The sequence below is a fragment of the Pseudomonas fluorescens genome, from assembly GCF_000968015.1.
Classification (GTDB): domain Bacteria; phylum Pseudomonadota; class Gammaproteobacteria; order Pseudomonadales; family Pseudomonadaceae; genus Aquipseudomonas; species Aquipseudomonas fluorescens_W.
Genome location: NZ_LACH01000073.1, coordinates 24,544 through 42,065, shown reverse-complemented (window position 1 = coordinate 42,065; position 17,522 = coordinate 24,544). Strand labels below are relative to the sequence as shown.

The window sequence follows — 17,522 nt, the reverse complement described above, 5'->3', positions numbered from 1 at the left end:
CTGTTTGATTCTCCATTGTCAGGGCGCGGATACGCGGCTGACTGATTGGCCTACGGTGTAGCCGTTGCGGGTCATGCGGTGTTGTGAGGATGTGATGAGGTAACGGCCACCGAGTTTTCCTGCTGCAACTAGGGTGACGACGTTGCCGCTGACCAGGTTGGGCCGGCCCATGGCTGACCAGTTGCCGGTGGTGCGTTCGCGGTTGGCTTTGGCCAGTTCGGCTTGGGCTTTTGCTTTGGATTCTTCGGTCGAGGCGCTGCGTTTTCGGCTTTTTTGGGTGTCGCCGCTGGTGGTGGTTTTGCTCATGCTGCTGGGTACCGCGACGGTTTGGTCGTTTTCGATCTTGTAGGCCACCAGTGTTTTTGTGGCGGGGTCTTTGTGTTTGACCTCGACGGCTTGGGGCACGTTTTTGATTTGGTCGCGCAGGTTCACATTGCTTAGGTCCTGGAGTACCAGCGTTGCCACTGGTGTCGCTTTGGCTAACGCGCTGATGGCGTGGAAGACCATGCGATGGCCCGTGATTTTGAAGGCGTAGTCGTACTCGGCCGCCAGGTCGTGCAGGAAGGTCAGGTCGGCGTCTTGCTGGGTCAGCCGGTCGAGGCGAATCGGTTGGATGGTGCCGATCAGCTCCAGGCCTTGGCGTGCTGCGATCTGTTGGGCGATGGCCTGCAGCGTGGTGTTTTCATAGGCGTGGTGTGAGGGTGTGCGCAACGCCGCTTTGATGCCGGTGGCCAGGCCATGGATGGTGATGGTCGAGGGTGGGCAGTTGAGTTCGACTTCGTCGATTTCGAAACGGCCAAGGGCGCGCAGTGGCTGACCTTCCCAGCCCATGGACAAGGTGAGGCTATCGCCATGGCCTGGGTACCACTGATCACGCCATTTGCCTTCGGTGTCTTCCAGTTCGACGGCCAGGCTGTCGGCTTGGCCGGTGAGGTAGTCGTCATAGGACACCGAGAGCAAATGCTGGCTGACGTTTCGGGTGATGTTGTGCTGTTGATAGGTCAGCACGAAGCGCGCTTGCGGCACCTGCGTGGGGACTATCGCATCCATGGGGGCAGATCCTGAGCGGAGGTCACGGGTTCGAGTATGGGGATGGCCAGGGTCAGGCCCGACGGCAAGATGGCGGTGATCGGCACCTGAGGGTTGGCTTGAACGATCGGTAAATAGCGATGAGCATCGCCGTAGTAACGCCAGGCCAACTGATCCCAACGTTCCCCTTCGGTGGTGACATGGGTGATAAACATCAAGCCTTCCTCGTCAAGACTTGGCCTGCCAACCCCGCCAGCCGGGTACGGGCGCTGTGTAGTGTGGTGAGCGCCTGGTCGAGCGACTCGTGAGATGACGTGAACCGGTCGATGATGTTGCCCAGGTCGACCGGATTGAGGGCTGATCGAGCGCCCATCACACTGCCCACTACGCTTTCAGCCCATTGCGACAGGTCGGCGCCGTCTTCGAGTAACCCGGCGGCTGAATTCAGCCCTTGCAGCGGTGCTATGGCTCGGGCTGTGACGCCTAACAACTGTGGAACTTGGCCGAGGACGATCGAGGCGTTGCCGCTCTTGATTGCCTGATACACATTCTGGCCAGCCTTGAGGATATTGCCGGCTGTTTTTGCGTGACCGATCACCGCTTGGACGGTACTGGGCGTGGGCATCAGCCGCGAGATCAGACCGGGCTTGCCGGCGGCGGCTGCCGATGTACCGTTCACGGCAGAATCGAGCAGGCCCGGCCGGGCGACTTTGCGCGTAAATGCCCCGGTGTATTCCTTGAGACTCAGTTGAACCGTGGCCGCCTTGATCTGGCCCACGGCCGTTGCACGACGAATTGCATTGGACATTTGGGTGATGACGTAGGCCCCCAGGTACTCGCCGCTGCCCATCACAAACGCCAGCGGTTGATGCTGACTTTTGGCCTGGCGCAGCGCCCTCAAGCGCTGCTCTGGGTTGCCCAGCACCGGGTGCAGTTCGATGGTCAGGGTGCATTCATCGAGCCCTTCACCGATCCATTCCAGCAAGGGCTTGCCCTGGATACGTGCGTGCTCTGCCCAGTCGGCCGAGCCGCTTTGTTCCATGCCACTGATGCCGCCGGCCACGGTGAATTCGATATCGCCCAAGATGGCAAACATCAGACGCCCCCCTGATTGGATGGGCCATAGCTGCGGCGACGCTGGTCGTGGATGTAGCGCTCCATCATTCGCATCCATTCGGTGTAGCTGGCCTGCAACCCTTGATTGATTGGGTCCATGTCCGCACCAGCAGGTACGTTGATTTGAGGTGAGAAATGGAAATTCACTTGGCCCGCCGCACTAGGGCCTGCACTTGGGGATGTACCCCGAGCGCTGCCCAACATGCTTGCCTTGGAGACCTGCGCCGGGTTTGGCGGGGCAACGTCGACGCTTGATTGCGCGGCCATCTCGAGTGCGGCCTTGTGTACCAGACCTGCCTGGGCGCTGATGCCAATGGCGGCGCCTTCGCTGATGTTGGCGCCGTTGCCAATGAACACGCGGCTGGGCGACTGTATGCCGAGGGTGTTTGGCGGGGCAAAGTCGACGCTTGATTGCGCGGCCATCTCGAGTGCGGCCTTGTGTACCAGACCTGCCTGAGCGCTGATGCCAATGGCGGCGCCTTCGCTGATGTTGGCGCCGTAGCCGATGAACACGCGGCTGGGCGACTGTATGCCGAGGGTTTCGGTAAACCAGCCTTTAACGGATGACCCGATGCCCACGATGCTGTCTTTGAGGGCACCGGCCATGTTGCTGATGCCATTGACCAGACCCGTGATCAGCATGCCGCCGAACTCGGTGAACTTGCCCGGTAGCTCTATGCCGAAGTAGCTCATCACGCTGGCAAAGGCGCGATAGATCCAGCCTAACGGGGAGAAGTTGACCAATACTGCGAGGATGCCCGACAGGCCGCCACTGAAGCCGACTTTCACCTCTTGCCACAAGCCGTTAAAGAACGCTTTGATCGGCTGCCAATGGCGATAGATCAAGTACGCCGCCGCCGCGATGCCAGTGATCAGCAGACCGATGGGATTCATCATCAAGGCTCTACCCAGCCATAGGACAGCCTGCCCGGCGAGTCTCAACCCGAACAACAAGGTACCGCCCAGGATCTTGCCCAGTAACACACCACCGCGGGCGATGATCATCAGCGGTGCGCCCAAGGCGGTGGTCAGGCCGCGCAAGAACAACCCGCCGTACCTGGCCACCGTGCGCATACCACCGCCGACGCGGCTTAGGCCGGTGATCAGTGGCGTGAACTTGCCCATCTGCCACATCCCCTGCAGCAGCGTCCATTTGGCAGAGAGTGTGGTGATGGTGCGGGTCATGGCGACAAAGGGTGACATGACCAGGTTGGCCCCATAAGCAACGCCGATGAAGGCCATTTTGCCCAGTAACAGACCGCCGACCAGGCCCACCACGCCCCTGATGAGTTCAGGGTTTTGCTCTGCCCAGGTCGAGAACGACCGCATGAGCGGGACCACTGCACGGCTGACGTCGACAATCGCGGGGAGCAAAGCGTTGCCTACCGAGATGCCGATGTCTGTCAGGTTGTTGCGCAGTTCTTTCAGTTGCTCTTTAGAACTGCCCATGCGCTTGACCCAGTCCTGATCCAGCACGCCTTTATCCGCGGCGCTTTTGCTGCCTTGCTTGATGTCGCCCAGGTCTTTTTGGTTGGCCAATGCGGGGCGGACAAATGACAAGACTTGCTGGTCAGCGAACAACGCGCCGAGTTTGTAGGCTTCATCCAGCCGGGCCAGTGCGATGTGTCGTTCTTGCTCGTCCTTAATGTCCAGCGCCTTGCCGTACTCGGCAGCTGCGGCCGGGGCTTTTGTGCCGAGGTGTGCGGTGAGGATTTTGATCATCGACTCTGCAGGCGAAAAGCCTTCGCTGACCAGGTTCTTCATGCTGCCTTTCAGATCGATGCCAGCCTTTTCAAATGACTTGAGCGTCTCGGGGGCGGTGATCTTTGAGAGGAAGTTTTTGAAGTTGTTGGCTGCCTCATCATTGCTGCCAGCCCCGCGACGAGCGATCTGCAAGGACGCACCGATCTCGGCAACGGCACGCTCCCCGGTAATGCCCAAGGCGGCAAACTGGGGTGTTAACTGCGGCAGCCATTTGGCCATGTCGGCGAGTTCGAACTGGCCGCTTTTGCCCGCGAACGCGAGCATGTTCATGGACCGCTCCAGGCCTGCGGCGCCAATGCCCAGGTTGTCGTTGAGCGAGATGGCCACTGAGCCCAAGTCATTCATGCTGGCACGGGTGGCTGTGGCGGTTTTGGCCATGACGGGTGCGTAGGCGGCCAGCTCTTTTGCGCTGGCAATGCCGCCCGCGATCAATATGGCCGTGCCATTGGCGACCTCGGTTTGCGTCTGATTCCACCTCAACGCGGCCCCGCGCATCACATGGCTGAGATTGGCTTCTTGCGCCTGGTCGAAGCCACCGGTGATGGCGATGTCGCGGGTCTGGTCCTGGAAGTCGACGGCTGTTTTCATCGACTGAAAAATCGGCGCGCCCAACGCCGCCCCGGTGCCGGCCACTTCCATGGCCTGGCCGCGCAATTCACCACGTTTGGTTTTCAGGGTTTCACCGCGGGCGATGCTGGCAGTGAGGCGATCCTGTTTAACCTTGAGCTGATCAAGGGTGTTGCCCACCGCTTCGTAGTGGCGGCGCAAGCGCTCGACACCCGTGCCGCCACGGGCCAACGACGCCGACAGCTCGTGGCCGATCTGCTGTTGCTTGATCGCCAGCCCATCCACGGCGCGACCTAATTGCTGCACGGTCGATTTGGCCGAACCGAAGGCGGCGTTCAAGCTGCCAGAGACAACGGCTCCAATTTTTAACCCGACGAGGACTTCGTTAGCCATAGTTGCTACGCTTTGGGCATGTTTGAAAAAGCCGCTTTACGCACCGCCAAGCTTCTCTATGCACTGGCCATTGGTGCCGGTGTGATCTGGCTTGCCTGGCTGTGCCTGGTTCACTTGCCGGTGTGGGCGGCGGTGCTGGTGTTTTGTTTGGCGCTGCCGCTGCTGGCCCTGGCGGCCGCCCCTATTGCTGCGGGCGGCGCGTTGCTGGCGGGGCTTGTGGTTGGCTTGGTGACGGTGGTCAGCTACTCGATTGCTCGGCGAGTTCGATCCGGCGATTGATCTCGCGCTTGCACACGTCTACCCAGCGCCAGTACTCGACCATGTCGAGCCGGGCAATTTCAGACGGCTGCATGCTCAGCACCAGCAGCAGTGCTTCGTCCCAGGACTGCAGCAATGGCTCTACCGGCTGCCATTTCCCGCAACACCTCGGTGGCTAACGACGAGTCGGCAATGTCGAACTCGCCGAGGTCTTCCAGGGTGATGCCCAGCATCTTGGCCACCAGCATGTCTTCCATGGCGCCTTCTTCTTTGGTCACGGCTTGAGCGGCGCTGATGTCTTTGCGTTTGAGGCGTTTGATGGGCAGCGTCGAGATCAGCTCGCCGCTGGCACTGTTGAAGGGGAATTTGAGGGTGAAGCTGAGTGCGTCGGCCATTGTGGAGGCTCCGGGTTGAGAGCCCTGATGATGTCGCTTGGCGTCGATGCTGGCTTTTAATCGGATTTAAAGAGAGGATCCGGGTTGCATTAGAACCTGTTAACCAGACCCGAAAACACAAGGAAAATGGATTTATGAGTGAGTCAAACAGAGAAAAATTTAACGATCTGATTGATAAAGTAATGAGCTTGTTAATCGACGCTTGCCCGGTGTACAGAGGCATCGGGCCGGAAGATTTTGGCTTCCCACAAGGCGAGACAGACCCTGAATCTTTCTACTACATCCCTGCGGCTGAGGAGGCATTTTTAAACGACTGTATTCAGTGGCTTAAGGATGAAGAGCTTATCCGTGGAGAACACGAATACGTAGTGACCAGCTATGGCTTGGAAATGTTTAACAGCTTGCCAGACTGCTTAAAAACGAACTGATTGCATGCGCTCGTTCCCGGTTCTATGGGAACGAGCGCCCCTTCATGAACTAAAGCGAGAAGATCAGAGACAGTAATGGAAGACGAACTCACTATTGAAATCGACGGTGTGCAATACACCGCACTGTACAGCGTATTTGGCGACACATTGACGGTATCGTTACCTGATGAGAGCCAGCGTTATACGGAGCTTCGCGGGCTTAACCCCATCAGCGCAGCAAGGGTCCATTTGCGCGCCTACGTGGGCGGTGTTACGAAACAGAAAAAGCAGGAGGTTTAGCGTGTCGGCACCCAATATTGAGCGTTTTAACGCATTGGCTGGCGCAATTTTCGCCAAGCTTTATGAGGAGTTTCCGGTCCCCGTTGAACTCTCTGCTCACGACTTTGCTGACCAGATGATTGCTTCTGACGCTCCTCGATTTCTCGACCTGCGATTTTTTACCTCAACCGTTATGTGGCTGGGTGATCATGGCTACCTGAGCAGGGGAAACACTGTAAGCAATGGCACGGTTTTGAATTGCTCGTTAACTGCTCGCGCTTTGGAATTGCTCAACGCACTACCTTCTGCCCTTGAAAACAAAGGCACTTCCTTGGGGGATGAGTTGATCAGTGCAACGAAGGAAGGGTTGACCGGAAAGGTCAAAGAGCTCGCGTCTGACTTCTTAAGTAAAGCCGTTGTTTTTGGCGCCAAAGCCGCGACCGAATGGGCAACTTCCTAAGCCCAGCCTAGCGTTAGGCTGGCTATGGTTGCAGTAGCGACCATTGAGTGGTTCTTTTATAGCGAGGGCGCAAGCGCCCTCGCTACCCGCCTGGCTACTACCCAGGCTTGTGGTTATCCAGTACGCGATTGACCGCTAACTCACCCAACATGATGACCCGTTGCAGCACCAGCATCGTTTGGCGTCGTGGGCCGTCCGTTAAGTCGGTGAGATCGTTGACTATGGCGCTGGCTGCTGCCAACGATTCGCAGGCCTCGACGAGCAACGTTTCGTCATCCACCGCTGCGTCGATGGTGAAAATGGCACTGGCCTTGCGGGGCGGTATCTGCGTTTTCGACGCCCCGGGGTTGAGGTAGAAGCTGAGTGCGCGGTCGGCCGCCTCTTTCATTTTCTTGGGGTCAAGATCACGAAAGACGTCGTAGGGTACCGGACTGGCATTCGGGGGGTTGGGCGTAACCTTGAACATATTGATCAATTCCTGAAGTGAGGCCGCAACCGTTCTCTACTAAAAGAAAGGTGGCGGCTGTACGCAGGTTAGTAGACCGGAGGAATTGGCAAAAACCGGCGCGCCCAAGGGCGCCCTACGCACAACCACCATTAAGTGCAGGAATAGAATGACCTGACTGAATGGAACTCATGCACCTCACCAAAAACCTATGGGCTACTAAACCCGACCACTGATGGGCAGTGGCAGGTAAACGATAGAGCCCAGGCCCAAGGCGCACAAGCCGGCGAATTCTGGCGCACGCGTAGGTAACGACGCAAGGTGTTGTAGCCGTTATGACGTAACAACGGGTGTCTTTAAACGCGTACGTTAAACGCGTGAAAGCTTTCCGAAGATCAAGGAAGCGTCCGACATTTTTCCGCGGGCGCGACGTTACCCGCTGGCCGCTTTAAATCCTGCCGGACTCGCGTGGCGACGTAGTGTTTTTGAAGAGGTTTTGGTAGGCGGATGCCGGATTGGTCACCGGCTGATGGGGATGACGCTGATCGCTATGGCGCTCCCTTTTAAGGGAACCGTGCGGGGGTGAAAAAAGATGGTAACTGTACGCCGGTAATGGGACCGAGTAGGAGCTTTGCAATGCCGGTTTGCCCGAGGGCACCCGGCGTACAGTTACCATCAACATCAGGCATGGAGCTGCCTGTCCTATCAAAGAGGCACGTACAACTTCACGTGCTACGGGCTGCTCAGCTTGGTCACTGCGTGCGGTGACCGGGATAAGATACTGGTGGGCTGAGAGGTGCGCAGCCGGGGGATTCTTTTGTTGCTGTAGGCATTTGCGATGAGGGTTGTAGCCTCACGATCTCACACTGAGTGTCATTGAATACGCGTCCTACGGCGGTGAGCACGCTGCCAAATCCAGGTGGTCTCTGATATTTATTGGAATGGGCACCAGAAGCTTGGTTAAAGGCACCAGGTGTGGCAATTGCTGTCAGCGGTGTCTGTGGAGCCCCGCCCGATGGGCCATTCGGTGGCCGCGTCCCTATGATCTATTTTGACCGCATTGCCTTGTTTCTAGCACCATGCGGGCTACCCTCAACGCGTACCGAACCCCGTATAAAATCTGAACTGTGAGCACGATATGACTGTGGAAAAGCAATGGGAGGATTTACTCACTCCCGCTGTAATGCAGGAACGATTGATTTCTGCATCACTTTACATAACGGCCTATGAAATGCTTAAGGCGTCCATTGTTGATCGGTTAAAGGATTTCTTTTGCATCGGTTTTACTGAAGATGGAATAACCACCTCACCAGATTATAAGCGAAAAGTTCTCGCGCTTAACAAAAGCCCTATTTACGCATCACTGGTATGGCTTAAGGATGCGGAAGCAATTGATCAGGGCGATATTGATGTCTTTGACCAGCTCAGGCAATTACGCAACTCGTTAGCTCATGAGTTGCCAGAGGTTGTTCTGGCGGGCAAAAACCTTGCGCTTAGGGAAAGAATGCAAGACGTCATGAATTTGATGCGAAAGATTGAGATCTGGTGGATCGTCAATGTCGAGATCGAAACTGACCCGGACTTTGACGGACGCGACATCAACCCTGATGAAATCACACCAGGTCCAATCCTGATGATGCAAATAATGTTGGAGGTTCTCTCCGGCAATGAGGCTCTCAGAGAGCACTACAAGAGCAACGCGGCGACGCCTTAAACATTATTCTGATCTTGACACTCTCTGCGGTGGCCAATCCATCCGACAGTTCGCTGCCGATTGGGCCGCGCATAACATTGCTCCGCCAACAGCTACTAATCACCCGAGCACTCAATCGATCTGTTAGCAGACGGCTACTGGCTTGAGCACCCCTCACTTTCATAGGGCGTCATTGATGACAAATTCCGGCATCTACACCAATAGCCCTGGACAGGACCAAGTTCTGCGCCCGTACTCAGCCCATATGGCGACGGCGTCCAAAATTAGAATCGCTGTGCCGTACTTCAATCGTGATACGGAAATATTGCAGGCAGCAGCCCGCGGGGCAAAAGTCGAGCTATTGGTGGGGCTTAATAAGATCACCAACCCTTCGGCGCTGCGTCGCGTTCTCGATGCTTCCAACTGCTTAGTGCGCTACTTCACGGATGGTTTCCACGCCAAAGTGTTTCTCTTCGACGGTGTGGTCATGCTTGGATCTGCCAATCTCACTGAGGGCGGAATGGCCAGCAACCGAGAGGCCGTCCTTGTGCTTGACCAACCAGGTGATGAAGACCGCATTCTCGATATTGAGTTGTTTTTCGCGCAGGTCTGGGACAGTGCCGAAGTGCTGACGAATGAGGTGTTTAAGCAGTTCAAGGACGCGTGGGAAAAGGCGTCCCGATTGGGCAACCCGGATGCGCCATTCCAGGTGTTGCGTGATGTGGAGCCCCACACTGTACTTTCCGGTAGCGGGCACAAATCGGCACAACAGTATTATCTAAGTGATTTGCAGAAATCGAACGAGAACTACAGACACGCCTTCACAGAGGTTTCTGATGTGCTTCGTGACCGAGGGTTGCGCCGGCCCGAATTTACGGAACTGGGTTTAGAGGTCGAGACGAACCGCTTTCTGAACTGGGTGCGTCTTGAACATGCCGTCGGTGAGGCGTCGTGGCAGGAGGCGCCACAGCAACTTGAGGCGGAACGGCGGAATATGGTCGGGTGCCTTGCAGAGCAATGGGTAGCAACGACGAGCCCGCATATCCCAGATGATTACTTTCAATTGTTGGCAGAGCTGCGACGGGTTATGGCTACGCCCGAAAGCATAAGGGCCAGCGATCATGACCAGTTAGCCCATGCCTTAATTTGTGTGCATGCTTTCAAGCAGCAGCTGCGTTTTACTAAGGGCGGCGAAGAAGCGTTACCGACGAAATTTTGGACGCTGAACCAAGGTGATCTGTTGCGGGTGCAAAATTCGTTGATTTACTTGGTGCATGGCACTGAAAACTTTGCAGAACGCATCTGTGCCGTGCTGTATGACCAGAAGTACAAATTGGGTGCTTTCGGTCGTTTCTGTGCGTTGGAATTGGTTGGGACGCTTAAGCCCGAGCAGGCGCCGCCGATAAACGGTCGCATGGCTAAGGCGTTGCGGTTTCTTGGTTTTGACGTGCGAGCGACCTGAATGGGGTGCAACATCTAGCCAATCGGCTGTATCTTGGCCGACTGATTTATTTATGGAAGAAATCATGGAACTCACACCGTTTGTTAAAACCCTGCAGGCCGCTACCCGAGCCTACTGGGATGCCAACCAAAGGCCGCTATTGCTGAGTAACCTACCTGTAATTTTTGCAGAGCAAGGGGTGGATTACCGGACCGAGCTGAATGGGGAGACGCTGAAAGCTTTTGTGGGGCGAACGTCCGATGCCGCTACCTATAAAGTGATTACGCACCCAGTTCATCGAGCCAAAATCGGTTTGGTGCCACCTGACGTCAATTACGAATTTGAAGTTGATCCTGAGCCAGCGCAGGAAGCCGCCCCTTCAGAAATCGCCCCTGTGCAAAATGACGCAATCGCCTTGCTGAATATCCTGAGTAAGCTCGATGTAGAGGATCTGGAGAAGATCAACATTCCTGTGTCGGTGCTTGCGAAGCTATTCAAACAACCATGAGAGTGTTCATCGGACTGGCCACAGGGAATGAATTTCTCAGACGTGAGTTCTTGAAGCTTCGCAACAAAATCACTGCGCCTTCGAATTTTCCAGGAGGGGCTTTGACCTTGGAATTGGGAGCGCCTGATCTCATCCGGGAACCAAACCTAGAACGCTATTTTCACAGTAAATCCAGCACGAGTGATGCACTGCTTGTGATAGGAGATGACCGTTGCGGCGCATGCCTGGCATTTACCCGCACAGCGCTCTTTATACATCGGGTGGGAATTCCGTCTCGAGTAGAAAATGCCGAGAGCTACCTGGTCCAGAAGATTAATCGCCTGCTCAGCACGTTCTCAGCGTTTTGTATTGAAGTATTGAACGGTCAAAATCAGCAGGCGTCATTGTTACCTGAACGCAATTTCGATGCCGCGGAGTGGCGTGATTTGGTTGAGCTCGTGCGTTTACGCACCCAAGCTCCGACCTTCGTTGAAGAGACCAAGGCGTTGTTTGTGCTGCTTAAGCAGCGGCGAAAACCTAGGCGCAAGTCTAGCTACTCGACGCGCTACTTCATCGACGATGATGACAAACACTTCGAATATGGCACAGAGCATCACAGTCTTCCTGCCACGGGAGATCCGCACGCGCTCTCTTGCGAGCTGAATTTCACATTTCGATTCGGTAGAAGAGTTGCTGATATCCAGCGGCACTTCAACGTCACGCGAGGCCCGGGGAAAAACCCATCCATCAAAGGCTCTTTCCAAAATTGCCATTGCGAGTGGAGGGATGTGACGAAAACCACACATCTGAATATGTTCATGAACGATTATTACTAGCAAAAAAAAGCGGAAACCAATTAATTGATTTCCGCTTTTATGCACCTATCGCAATGTTCCACCCGCTGCGTCAATAGAAAGGATCACTGCACTGAAACATTTGTTTCGGAGTTTTCCTAGCTACTGGGACCACACATGCCAGATCGGTGTCCAACGTGTTGGATTCAGCGAACCGGACGGCCTGGAGCGTAGATGACGGAAGGATTCTATCATTCTGCTTTGCTACGAGCAAACCTCGTACAGATTTGCGTCTTTTCATACCTAAGAAATTCCTAGATTTTTGTTGTACCTAGCCAACTGATCCTCACCCCCCACTCGAAAAATGTTGGCGAGGTAATCCAACAACACCACCTCACCCCCGTTAATCATCTGCCGCACATAGGTGGCCGAAAACGGCGTCTCGTACTTCGTCGGATCTCGTGGTTTGTGCGTGCCCAGCTGATACTCCTTACCCGTAATGGTCATGGTCGTCACCAGCGGAATCTCGTTCACCAGCCCCCCATTATTGAACACCTGAACGTTCGACCGACATTGCAGCTGCACGCTCTTGAACGGCGTCACCAACTTCTTGGCCGCCTCAAAGTACAGGCTGTTCCAGGTGATTTTCCCTTCCAGCTTGTCGATCCCATCCGGCAGCTCAATCAGCCCGACCATGCCCAGCCCCTGAAAGTCGCTCATCACGGTTTTGATGGTGCCCAAATCAATCTCTTCACACTTGCCAAAGAAGCTACTGCCATCTAGATAAACGTTCGCGTTGGAAATGCGATGTGCGCTAAAGCCTGCCATTTATGCGGCCCCCAGGTTGACCAGGTAATCCCCGGTAATTTCGGTTTCAAAGGTGCCCCGTTCAAACGGCAGCGGCACGGTGAGTTTGTAGTTGAACAGTGCGTGGCCCTGTTCCAGTTCGGTTTGTGGGTTGCGGGCCGGGTCGTACCAGCATTCACCGCCGAGCAAGGCGCCGTCACCGATGAGTTTGCGCAGGAACAGGTTGACGCTTTCGGTGATGCTGGTGATGAGTGAGGTGGTGATGGGCTGGTCGACGAATTGCAGCGCGCTGTAGCGGATGGATTCGTCGACGACGTCTTTGGTGCGGCGCACGTTTTCGAAGTTGCGCATGTGGGTGACGCTGGGCCATGCCGCGGTGCGGTTGCCCCATAGACGCAGGCCGGTGCCATAGGAGTTGAAGACGGTGGTGATGCCGTTTTCGTTGAGCAGGTTGACCTCACTGGTGGCGTCGTCGATGCGTGCGGTGAGTGGTCGTTCCAGGCCGATGACGCCCAGCAGCGGTTGGTTGGAGCTGCTCCACCAGTAGCCGTGGTCGTTGTCGACTTTGGCGCGCAGGCCGGCGGCGCGGATAGACAGGGGTTGCAGGCGCTCGCCGTTGGTGGCGGCGTCGTAGACCTTGACGTGTGGATAGCACAGTCGGACCCGGTCGCTGCTGGTGTTGAAGTTGATGGCACCGGACGGCCCACGTCCAGCCAGCACTTGTTGCACGGTGGCACCGATGGGGGCATCGACGTAGGCCACGCCACTGACCTGGCCGGCCGAGATGGCCAGGTCGGCGGTGACTGCCTTTAAGGTGCTGAAACCTGGGGCGATGAAGATTTTGGGAAAGAAGCCCAACTGGTTGTAGCTGTCTTGAAACGCCTTTAAGCCGGTGCGCCGCCCCGCGAGGGTGATGCCGCCGATGATGTCGGCCGGGGTGACTTGGCTGGGGTCGGCGTGGGTGTAGTCGGCCTTGATCTGGGCGTTGGCGGCGATGCTGCCGGTGGCCAGGCGCCTGACGTGGCCGGTGAGTAAATTCGCGGTGTAGTCGGAGCCTTGGCGGTGGGTGACCGAGCCGTCCGCGGACTTGATGTGCAGCGTTTGCAGCGCGCCGTGTGCCAGTTGCAATAGATCGTTGTCGGCGAACTGCTGGGGTTGGTCCGTGACCTTGGCGCTGTGGATCGCCGGGTCGAGTACGTTGACGACCAGCACGGTACCGGCGCCGAAATCGTAGATACCCTGCAGCGCTTCGGGGATGCTGAAGCCGCTCTGATGCGCGCCGAATTGGGCGGCGTGGGTGTCGTTCAAGCACAAGGTCAGCTCATTGATGGGCCCGATCGGCGCGGTGCCGACCAAGGCGATGACCGCCGATTTGACTACCCGAACAGGACGAGGCCCGCGCTCGACTTCGGTGGTTTCTATGCCGTGCAGATAGTTGGCTGGCATGGGCGTTTATTCCTTCTCTGGTTTTAGAGACGCGACAGCGGATTTGTTGGCCGGCTTTGCGTGGGCCGGTAGCGGTGCCAGGTGTTTGAGCGCTAACAGCACGACGGTGTATTCGTGATCGGCCGGCAGCCCGACGGGCTTGCCTGGCAGCAGCTGGACGTCGAGTGGCTCGGCGGTGTCGCCCACGTGCAGGGAGGCGGCACTTTGCGGGCCGGTGTAGAGGTAACGGGCAAGGTTCATGGGTGTTCCTCGAATGCAGCGTGTTTAAGCAGCGGCCCTTGCTCGGGAGGCATGAATTGCAGTTGCGTGGTGCGGGTGGCGAAGTCCTGGGCGTACTGCCACACGCCGTTTTGGTGGCCGATGAACTGCTCGGACAGTGGGCGACAGGCTTGATCAGCGTTTGGCGGATACCACCCCGTGAGGCAGGCGCGGATGCGGTCGAGGTAGCTGATTACGCCGGCGGTGCCGTTGAGCTGGCGAAAGATCAGCGTGAGGCGCAGCACCACGTTGCGCGCTTGAACGATGGCGTCGGTGCTTTCGGTGCCGCCAAACGTTGATTTGCCATAGGCGAGCAAGACGGCACCACGTGGGTGGTTGAGGCGGTATTGCAGCGGGTTTTCGGGGAACAACTCGACCATCAGTTCGTGGCCGACGTCGTGCTGCAGTTTTGCGAGCACGGCGTCCATCAGTTGCTCGGTTTGGGTTTTAGGGATCACCTGGGTCATCAGTAGCGTTCCCACGTGTCGGCGCTGAATTGTTGAGGGCGTGAGCGCACACGGATCTCGCCCGGTTCCGGCGCGGCGTGACCTGTGGCCAGACCTAGGGTGACGACGCCGTCGCGGATGTTTTCCAGCAGTTTTAGGGTGTCTTTGCGGCTGTCTTTTACGGCGTCGGGCAACGCGCCTTCGGGTCGGCGTTGATACAGCCAGTGCCGCGCCAGGTACACCACGGCATCACGCAACATGGTGGGCACCGGGTCGAGCGGCAGGTGGTAGCGCCCGCGCAGGTAGCCATCGACCAGTTCTTGCGCGTGGCGCACGCCGTCGTCGATGACGCTTTCGTTGGGCTGCGTGGCGGCCGGGTCATCGTTGGAGAGCTGAATCAACGTCATCTGCGGGATGGCGTGGCCGAGGTCGGCGCGGGTGCAGTAGCGCATGGGTCAACCCGCCTTCAGCTCGACCAGCGCTTCTGGGAACAAGCACATGGCCAACGGGTTGGCTTGCGCTTCGAGGTCCCAGCCTTTGCCCATCTTGCGCGGCTCGGCCTTGCTGTAGAACGGCTGGCCCAGGGTGTTGACGGTTTCGTTGTAGTTGGCCGGGGCGTTGAACAGGCGGAAGACACCGCGGGCCATGGGGAAGACCTGGGCGATGTCGGCCGGGATGAAGCGCTGGCCGCTGACGGTGACGTCGTATTCGATGAACTCGATGCCGCCGAAGGTGAAGCCGGTGCGCATGTCGCCGCCGAGACGGTCTTGGGCTTCCTGGTAGTTGGCGAATGCGGCTTTGACCTTTTCGTGGTCGATGAGCGCGTCGAACCAATCCGGCCCGCACAGTGCGCGGAAGCCGGTAACCATGACGCCGCCCAGCTTGGATTCGGAATGGCGTTTGGCGTCGAGGCAGGCCTTGCGCACATTCGTGCCCGCGGCGCTGAGGGTGACGGTCATTTTCTTTTGGCTGACTTCAAACTCCTTATAGAGGTCGAACATGGTCTCGCCGTCGGCGTCGAGCAACTTGCCGCGCAAGGCGCCGACACGCTGAAACTCACGGGTGGCTTCGATGCTGTTTTTGAGGTCTTGCAGGTGGTCGTTGATGACGGTGGCGATGGGCGCGGTGGCGCTTTCCTGGCCGAATGCGGCGATGCCTTGCAACTGGCTGGGCAGCAGCGGCCGGTTGATGGGCAGGTGCAGGGTTTCGAAGGTGCGGCGTTTGCGTTTGTTGCCGTTGATGGGGGCCGGGTCGTCGTTGCGCGAGGTGTTGGGCACGAGCACCAGCCGGCCTTCGCGTTCATCGATGATGACGGTGGTGCTGGTCACGCCTTTTTCGTCGAACAGCCCCATGGCGCCGACCTTGCCGGGCATGACCGGGAGTTTGTTCACTGCGGCGGTAAGGTTGGCGACGCTGAACAGGTCTTGCAGGTTCATGGAGAGCTCCGGTTAAAGGGTGGCGCGGGGGACGATGCCCAGGGTGTTGAGTTCGTCGAGGGCGGTGGTTTTTTGGGCTTCGGTGATGCCGGCGGGCCACGCGAGTTCGGCCAAGGCCAAGACGGCGCCGCGGGCGATCACGATGCCTGGTTGGTCGCCTGCGGTGGCGTCGATGGGTTCGGCCAGTACGGCGGCGGCTTTCTTCGCTGGGCCGGTGCCTGCTGGATCCAGTAGTTGGTATTTGCCGGCGACCTTGGCCAGCACTTGCCCTAGCGGGTAGTGGGTGCCGACCAGTAGCGTGACTTTGGCGCGGGTCCAGCCGGGGCTGACTTCGACCAGCAATAAGTCGCCCAGGTCTTTGGGTTGGGTGTATGTGGCCATGGTGACTCCTATCGTTGGGCGCGTGCTTCGGCGTCGGCGAGTAAGGGGTTGGTGGCTGGTTTGGTGGTGTCGTCAGCGCGGGATTTGGTGGCGACTTCGGCGAAGTTGATCCCGCCAGCCAGGTCTTTGAAGAGGGCTTTGAGGCCTTCGCTCAAGGGTTGGCGAGCGTCGGTTTCGCCGAACTCCAGGGGCGTGTCACTCGACTCTGCGTAATCCAGTGCGGCGATGATTGTTGGCGCGTGAACGGGCTTCATGCCTGCCGCGACCAGCTTCTCTGCGTAGTCGACGCTGGCGGTGTGGATGGCGCTTTGCGCAGCCATGCGAGCCGCGCTATCACGCTGGGCGATGTCGGCCTTCAGGCGTTTGTTTTCTGCCTCCAGGGCGGCGGTGTCTTGCTCGGGCATGTGGGTGACCTGTGTGGTTTGGGTGGGGTCTGAGAAGGCGGTTTGCAGGGGCTGTTCTGGCTGGCTGGCGGTTTCGGCGAGGCTGTCGATGGCCCACGAGGGCGCGACCTGGTCGGCGGTGTCTTTGTTGAATTGGCCGATGAGCCATTCGCGGAAGCGGCGCCAGAGGTCGGCGCTGAGGTAGTGGCCGTGGTCGCTGAATTCGATGACGCCTTGTTCGCCGTCCGCCAGTTCGATGGGGCGTAGGCCTTTCACCGATGGTGGTTGCGCGCCGAGGAAGCCGACGTGGCGCAGGTAGTAGACGCCGGGCACGGGGTTGTTGGCGGCGTCTGGGTGGTAGAAGGACGCGGAGATTTTTTTGTAGCTGCCCTTGGCGACTTGCTCGGCGAAGGTGGCGTCGACTTGTTGGGGTTCGGCGATTAGGCCTTGGGCGGTGGACGACAGGGATTTGATCCAGCCGGCGGCTGGGGCGTCGTGCTGGGGGTGGCCGATGACCATGGGGGCTTCGTGGAGCGAGGGGTTGTAGGCGGCGACGGTGGCGGTTAGGTCGGATTCGGTGAAGTTGAAGCTGGCGCCGCACATGGCGGTGTGGGTGCCGGGTTTGAAGATGTGGAGGGGTTTCATGGGAGGCGCGCTGTAAAGGAGATGATGCGCACAGTTTCAGGTGCTCGATGAGTTCGGGCTTTTAATCGGGTTTATAGGGTTGTTCTTGGTGCTGATTATTGCGGATGCGATGATCAAGCTCTGAGTGTCGAATGGGCACTTTCAAGGAGCGTGATGTGATAGACGGTGTGGACGTTGTGTGTGGTGAATGTG

The 17,522-nt window shown here is 57.8% G+C and carries 22 protein-coding genes; 8 read left to right on the top strand and 14 right to left on the bottom strand.

All coding sequences use genetic code 11. The features are described from left to right. Nucleotides 1–18: 18 nt before the first annotated feature. From VD17_RS28275 to VD17_RS28260, 4 genes are read right to left on the bottom strand one after another with little or no spacing between them, the layout of a single operon-like run. Nucleotides 19–1,050 (bottom strand): phage late control D family protein, encoded by a 1,032-nt coding sequence (locus tag VD17_RS28275; protein ID WP_046056703.1) that lies wholly within the window; start codon nucleotides 1,048–1,050, stop codon nucleotides 19–21. Further along, a complete protein-coding gene (locus VD17_RS28270; RefSeq protein WP_046056702.1) occupies nucleotides 1,038–1,244 on the bottom strand; it encodes a tail protein X in 207 nt (68 codons plus the stop codon). The genes VD17_RS28275 and VD17_RS28270 overlap by 13 nt, the downstream gene beginning before the upstream one ends. Further along, the gene (locus tag VD17_RS28265) at nucleotides 1,244–2,125 is read right to left on the bottom strand and encodes a phage tail protein (protein ID WP_046056701.1); all 882 of its coding nucleotides are present in this window, start codon (nucleotides 2,123–2,125) and stop codon (nucleotides 1,244–1,246) included. The genes VD17_RS28270 and VD17_RS28265 overlap by 1 nt, the downstream gene beginning before the upstream one ends. Continuing rightward, nucleotides 2,125–4,869 (bottom strand): phage tail tape measure protein, encoded by a 2,745-nt coding sequence (locus VD17_RS28260; protein WP_046056700.1) that lies wholly within the window; start codon nucleotides 4,867–4,869, stop codon nucleotides 2,125–2,127. Before VD17_RS28260 ends, VD17_RS28265 begins: the two co-directional genes overlap by 1 nt. Before the next feature lie 18 nt (nucleotides 4,870–4,887). Between VD17_RS28260 and VD17_RS28255 the strand changes: the two genes are divergently transcribed. Beyond that, nucleotides 4,888–5,148: a hypothetical protein gene (locus VD17_RS28255; RefSeq protein ID WP_046056699.1), complete on the top strand. Its 261-nt coding sequence runs from the start codon at nucleotides 4,888–4,890 to the stop codon at nucleotides 5,146–5,148. 59 nt (nucleotides 5,149–5,207) lie between these two features. Here VD17_RS28255 and VD17_RS28250 read toward each other — a convergent pair whose 3' ends face one another. Further along, entirely contained in the window at nucleotides 5,208–5,522 is a 315-nt protein-coding gene (locus tag VD17_RS28250; RefSeq protein ID WP_046056698.1) for a phage tail assembly protein, read from the bottom strand. A gap of 134 nt (nucleotides 5,523–5,656) precedes the next feature. On the opposite strand from VD17_RS28250, the gene VD17_RS28245 reads away from it, so the two are divergent. From VD17_RS28245 to VD17_RS28235, 3 genes are all read left to right on the top strand, one after another. After that, entirely contained in the window at nucleotides 5,657–5,950 is a 294-nt protein-coding gene (locus VD17_RS28245; protein ID WP_046056697.1) for a hypothetical protein, read from the top strand. Between the two features lie 75 nt (nucleotides 5,951–6,025). Next, nucleotides 6,026–6,229, top strand: coding sequence for a hypothetical protein (locus tag VD17_RS28240; RefSeq protein ID WP_046056696.1), 204 nt, complete (start codon nucleotides 6,026–6,028; stop codon nucleotides 6,227–6,229). Between the two features lies 1 nt (nucleotide 6,230). Further along, nucleotides 6,231–6,668: a hypothetical protein gene (locus VD17_RS28235; protein WP_052962766.1), complete on the top strand. Its 438-nt coding sequence runs from the start codon at nucleotides 6,231–6,233 to the stop codon at nucleotides 6,666–6,668. A gap of 97 nt (nucleotides 6,669–6,765) precedes the next feature. Here the strand turns inward: VD17_RS28235 and VD17_RS28230 are convergent, their stop codons facing one another. Continuing rightward, nucleotides 6,766–7,134 (bottom strand): DUF6124 family protein, encoded by a 369-nt coding sequence (locus VD17_RS28230; protein ID WP_046056695.1) that lies wholly within the window; start codon nucleotides 7,132–7,134, stop codon nucleotides 6,766–6,768. A gap of 1,117 nt (nucleotides 7,135–8,251) precedes the next feature. Between VD17_RS28230 and VD17_RS28225 the strand changes: the two genes are divergently transcribed. The 4 genes from VD17_RS28225 to VD17_RS28210 all read left to right on the top strand — a co-directional run bounded on the left by VD17_RS28225 (nucleotide 8,252) and on the right by VD17_RS28210 (nucleotide 11,570). Next, on the top strand, nucleotides 8,252–8,827 hold the full coding sequence (locus VD17_RS28225) for a hypothetical protein (RefSeq protein WP_052962764.1): 576 nt from the start codon (nucleotides 8,252–8,254) through the stop codon (nucleotides 8,825–8,827). Between the two features lie 175 nt (nucleotides 8,828–9,002). Further along, the gene (locus VD17_RS28220; RefSeq protein ID WP_046056694.1) at nucleotides 9,003–10,268 is read left to right on the top strand and encodes a phospholipase D family protein; all 1,266 of its coding nucleotides are present in this window, start codon (nucleotides 9,003–9,005) and stop codon (nucleotides 10,266–10,268) included. A gap of 64 nt (nucleotides 10,269–10,332) precedes the next feature. Beyond that, the gene (locus VD17_RS28215) at nucleotides 10,333–10,755 is read left to right on the top strand and encodes a hypothetical protein (protein ID WP_046056731.1); all 423 of its coding nucleotides are present in this window, start codon (nucleotides 10,333–10,335) and stop codon (nucleotides 10,753–10,755) included. A gap of 101 nt (nucleotides 10,756–10,856) precedes the next feature. Further along, nucleotides 10,857–11,570 (top strand): hypothetical protein, encoded by a 714-nt coding sequence (locus VD17_RS28210; RefSeq protein ID WP_259674602.1) that lies wholly within the window; start codon nucleotides 10,857–10,859, stop codon nucleotides 11,568–11,570. A gap of 261 nt (nucleotides 11,571–11,831) precedes the next feature. Here VD17_RS28210 and VD17_RS28205 read toward each other — a convergent pair whose 3' ends face one another. From VD17_RS28205 to VD17_RS28170, 8 genes are read right to left on the bottom strand one after another with little or no spacing between them, the layout of a single operon-like run. Further along, on the bottom strand, nucleotides 11,832–12,356 hold the full coding sequence (locus VD17_RS28205; protein ID WP_046056692.1) for a phage major tail tube protein: 525 nt from the start codon (nucleotides 12,354–12,356) through the stop codon (nucleotides 11,832–11,834). Further along, complete coding sequence (locus VD17_RS28200) at nucleotides 12,357–13,781, bottom strand: phage tail sheath subtilisin-like domain-containing protein (RefSeq protein ID WP_046056691.1); 1,425 nt, start codon at nucleotides 13,779–13,781, stop codon at nucleotides 12,357–12,359. It lies immediately after the preceding gene. Nucleotides 13,782–13,787: 6 nt separating this feature from the next. Continuing rightward, nucleotides 13,788–14,021, bottom strand: coding sequence for a hypothetical protein (locus VD17_RS28195; RefSeq protein WP_046056690.1), 234 nt, complete (start codon nucleotides 14,019–14,021; stop codon nucleotides 13,788–13,790). Beyond that, on the bottom strand, nucleotides 14,018–14,506 hold the full coding sequence (locus tag VD17_RS28190; RefSeq protein WP_046056689.1) for a Gp37 family protein: 489 nt from the start codon (nucleotides 14,504–14,506) through the stop codon (nucleotides 14,018–14,020). Before VD17_RS28190 ends, VD17_RS28195 begins: the two co-directional genes overlap by 4 nt. Further along, nucleotides 14,506–14,937 (bottom strand): gp436 family protein, encoded by a 432-nt coding sequence (locus VD17_RS28185; RefSeq protein WP_046056688.1) that lies wholly within the window; start codon nucleotides 14,935–14,937, stop codon nucleotides 14,506–14,508. The genes VD17_RS28190 and VD17_RS28185 overlap by 1 nt, the downstream gene beginning before the upstream one ends. A 3-nt stretch (nucleotides 14,938–14,940) precedes the next feature. Next, on the bottom strand, nucleotides 14,941–15,921 hold the full coding sequence (locus VD17_RS28180; RefSeq protein WP_046056687.1) for a major capsid protein: 981 nt from the start codon (nucleotides 15,919–15,921) through the stop codon (nucleotides 14,941–14,943). Between the two features lie 12 nt (nucleotides 15,922–15,933). After that, entirely contained in the window at nucleotides 15,934–16,302 is a 369-nt protein-coding gene (locus VD17_RS28175; protein WP_046056686.1) for a head decoration protein, read from the bottom strand. A gap of 8 nt (nucleotides 16,303–16,310) precedes the next feature. Further along, a complete protein-coding gene (locus tag VD17_RS28170) occupies nucleotides 16,311–17,330 on the bottom strand; it encodes a phage protease (protein WP_046056685.1) in 1,020 nt (339 codons plus the stop codon). Nucleotides 17,331–17,522 lie beyond the last annotated feature (192 nt).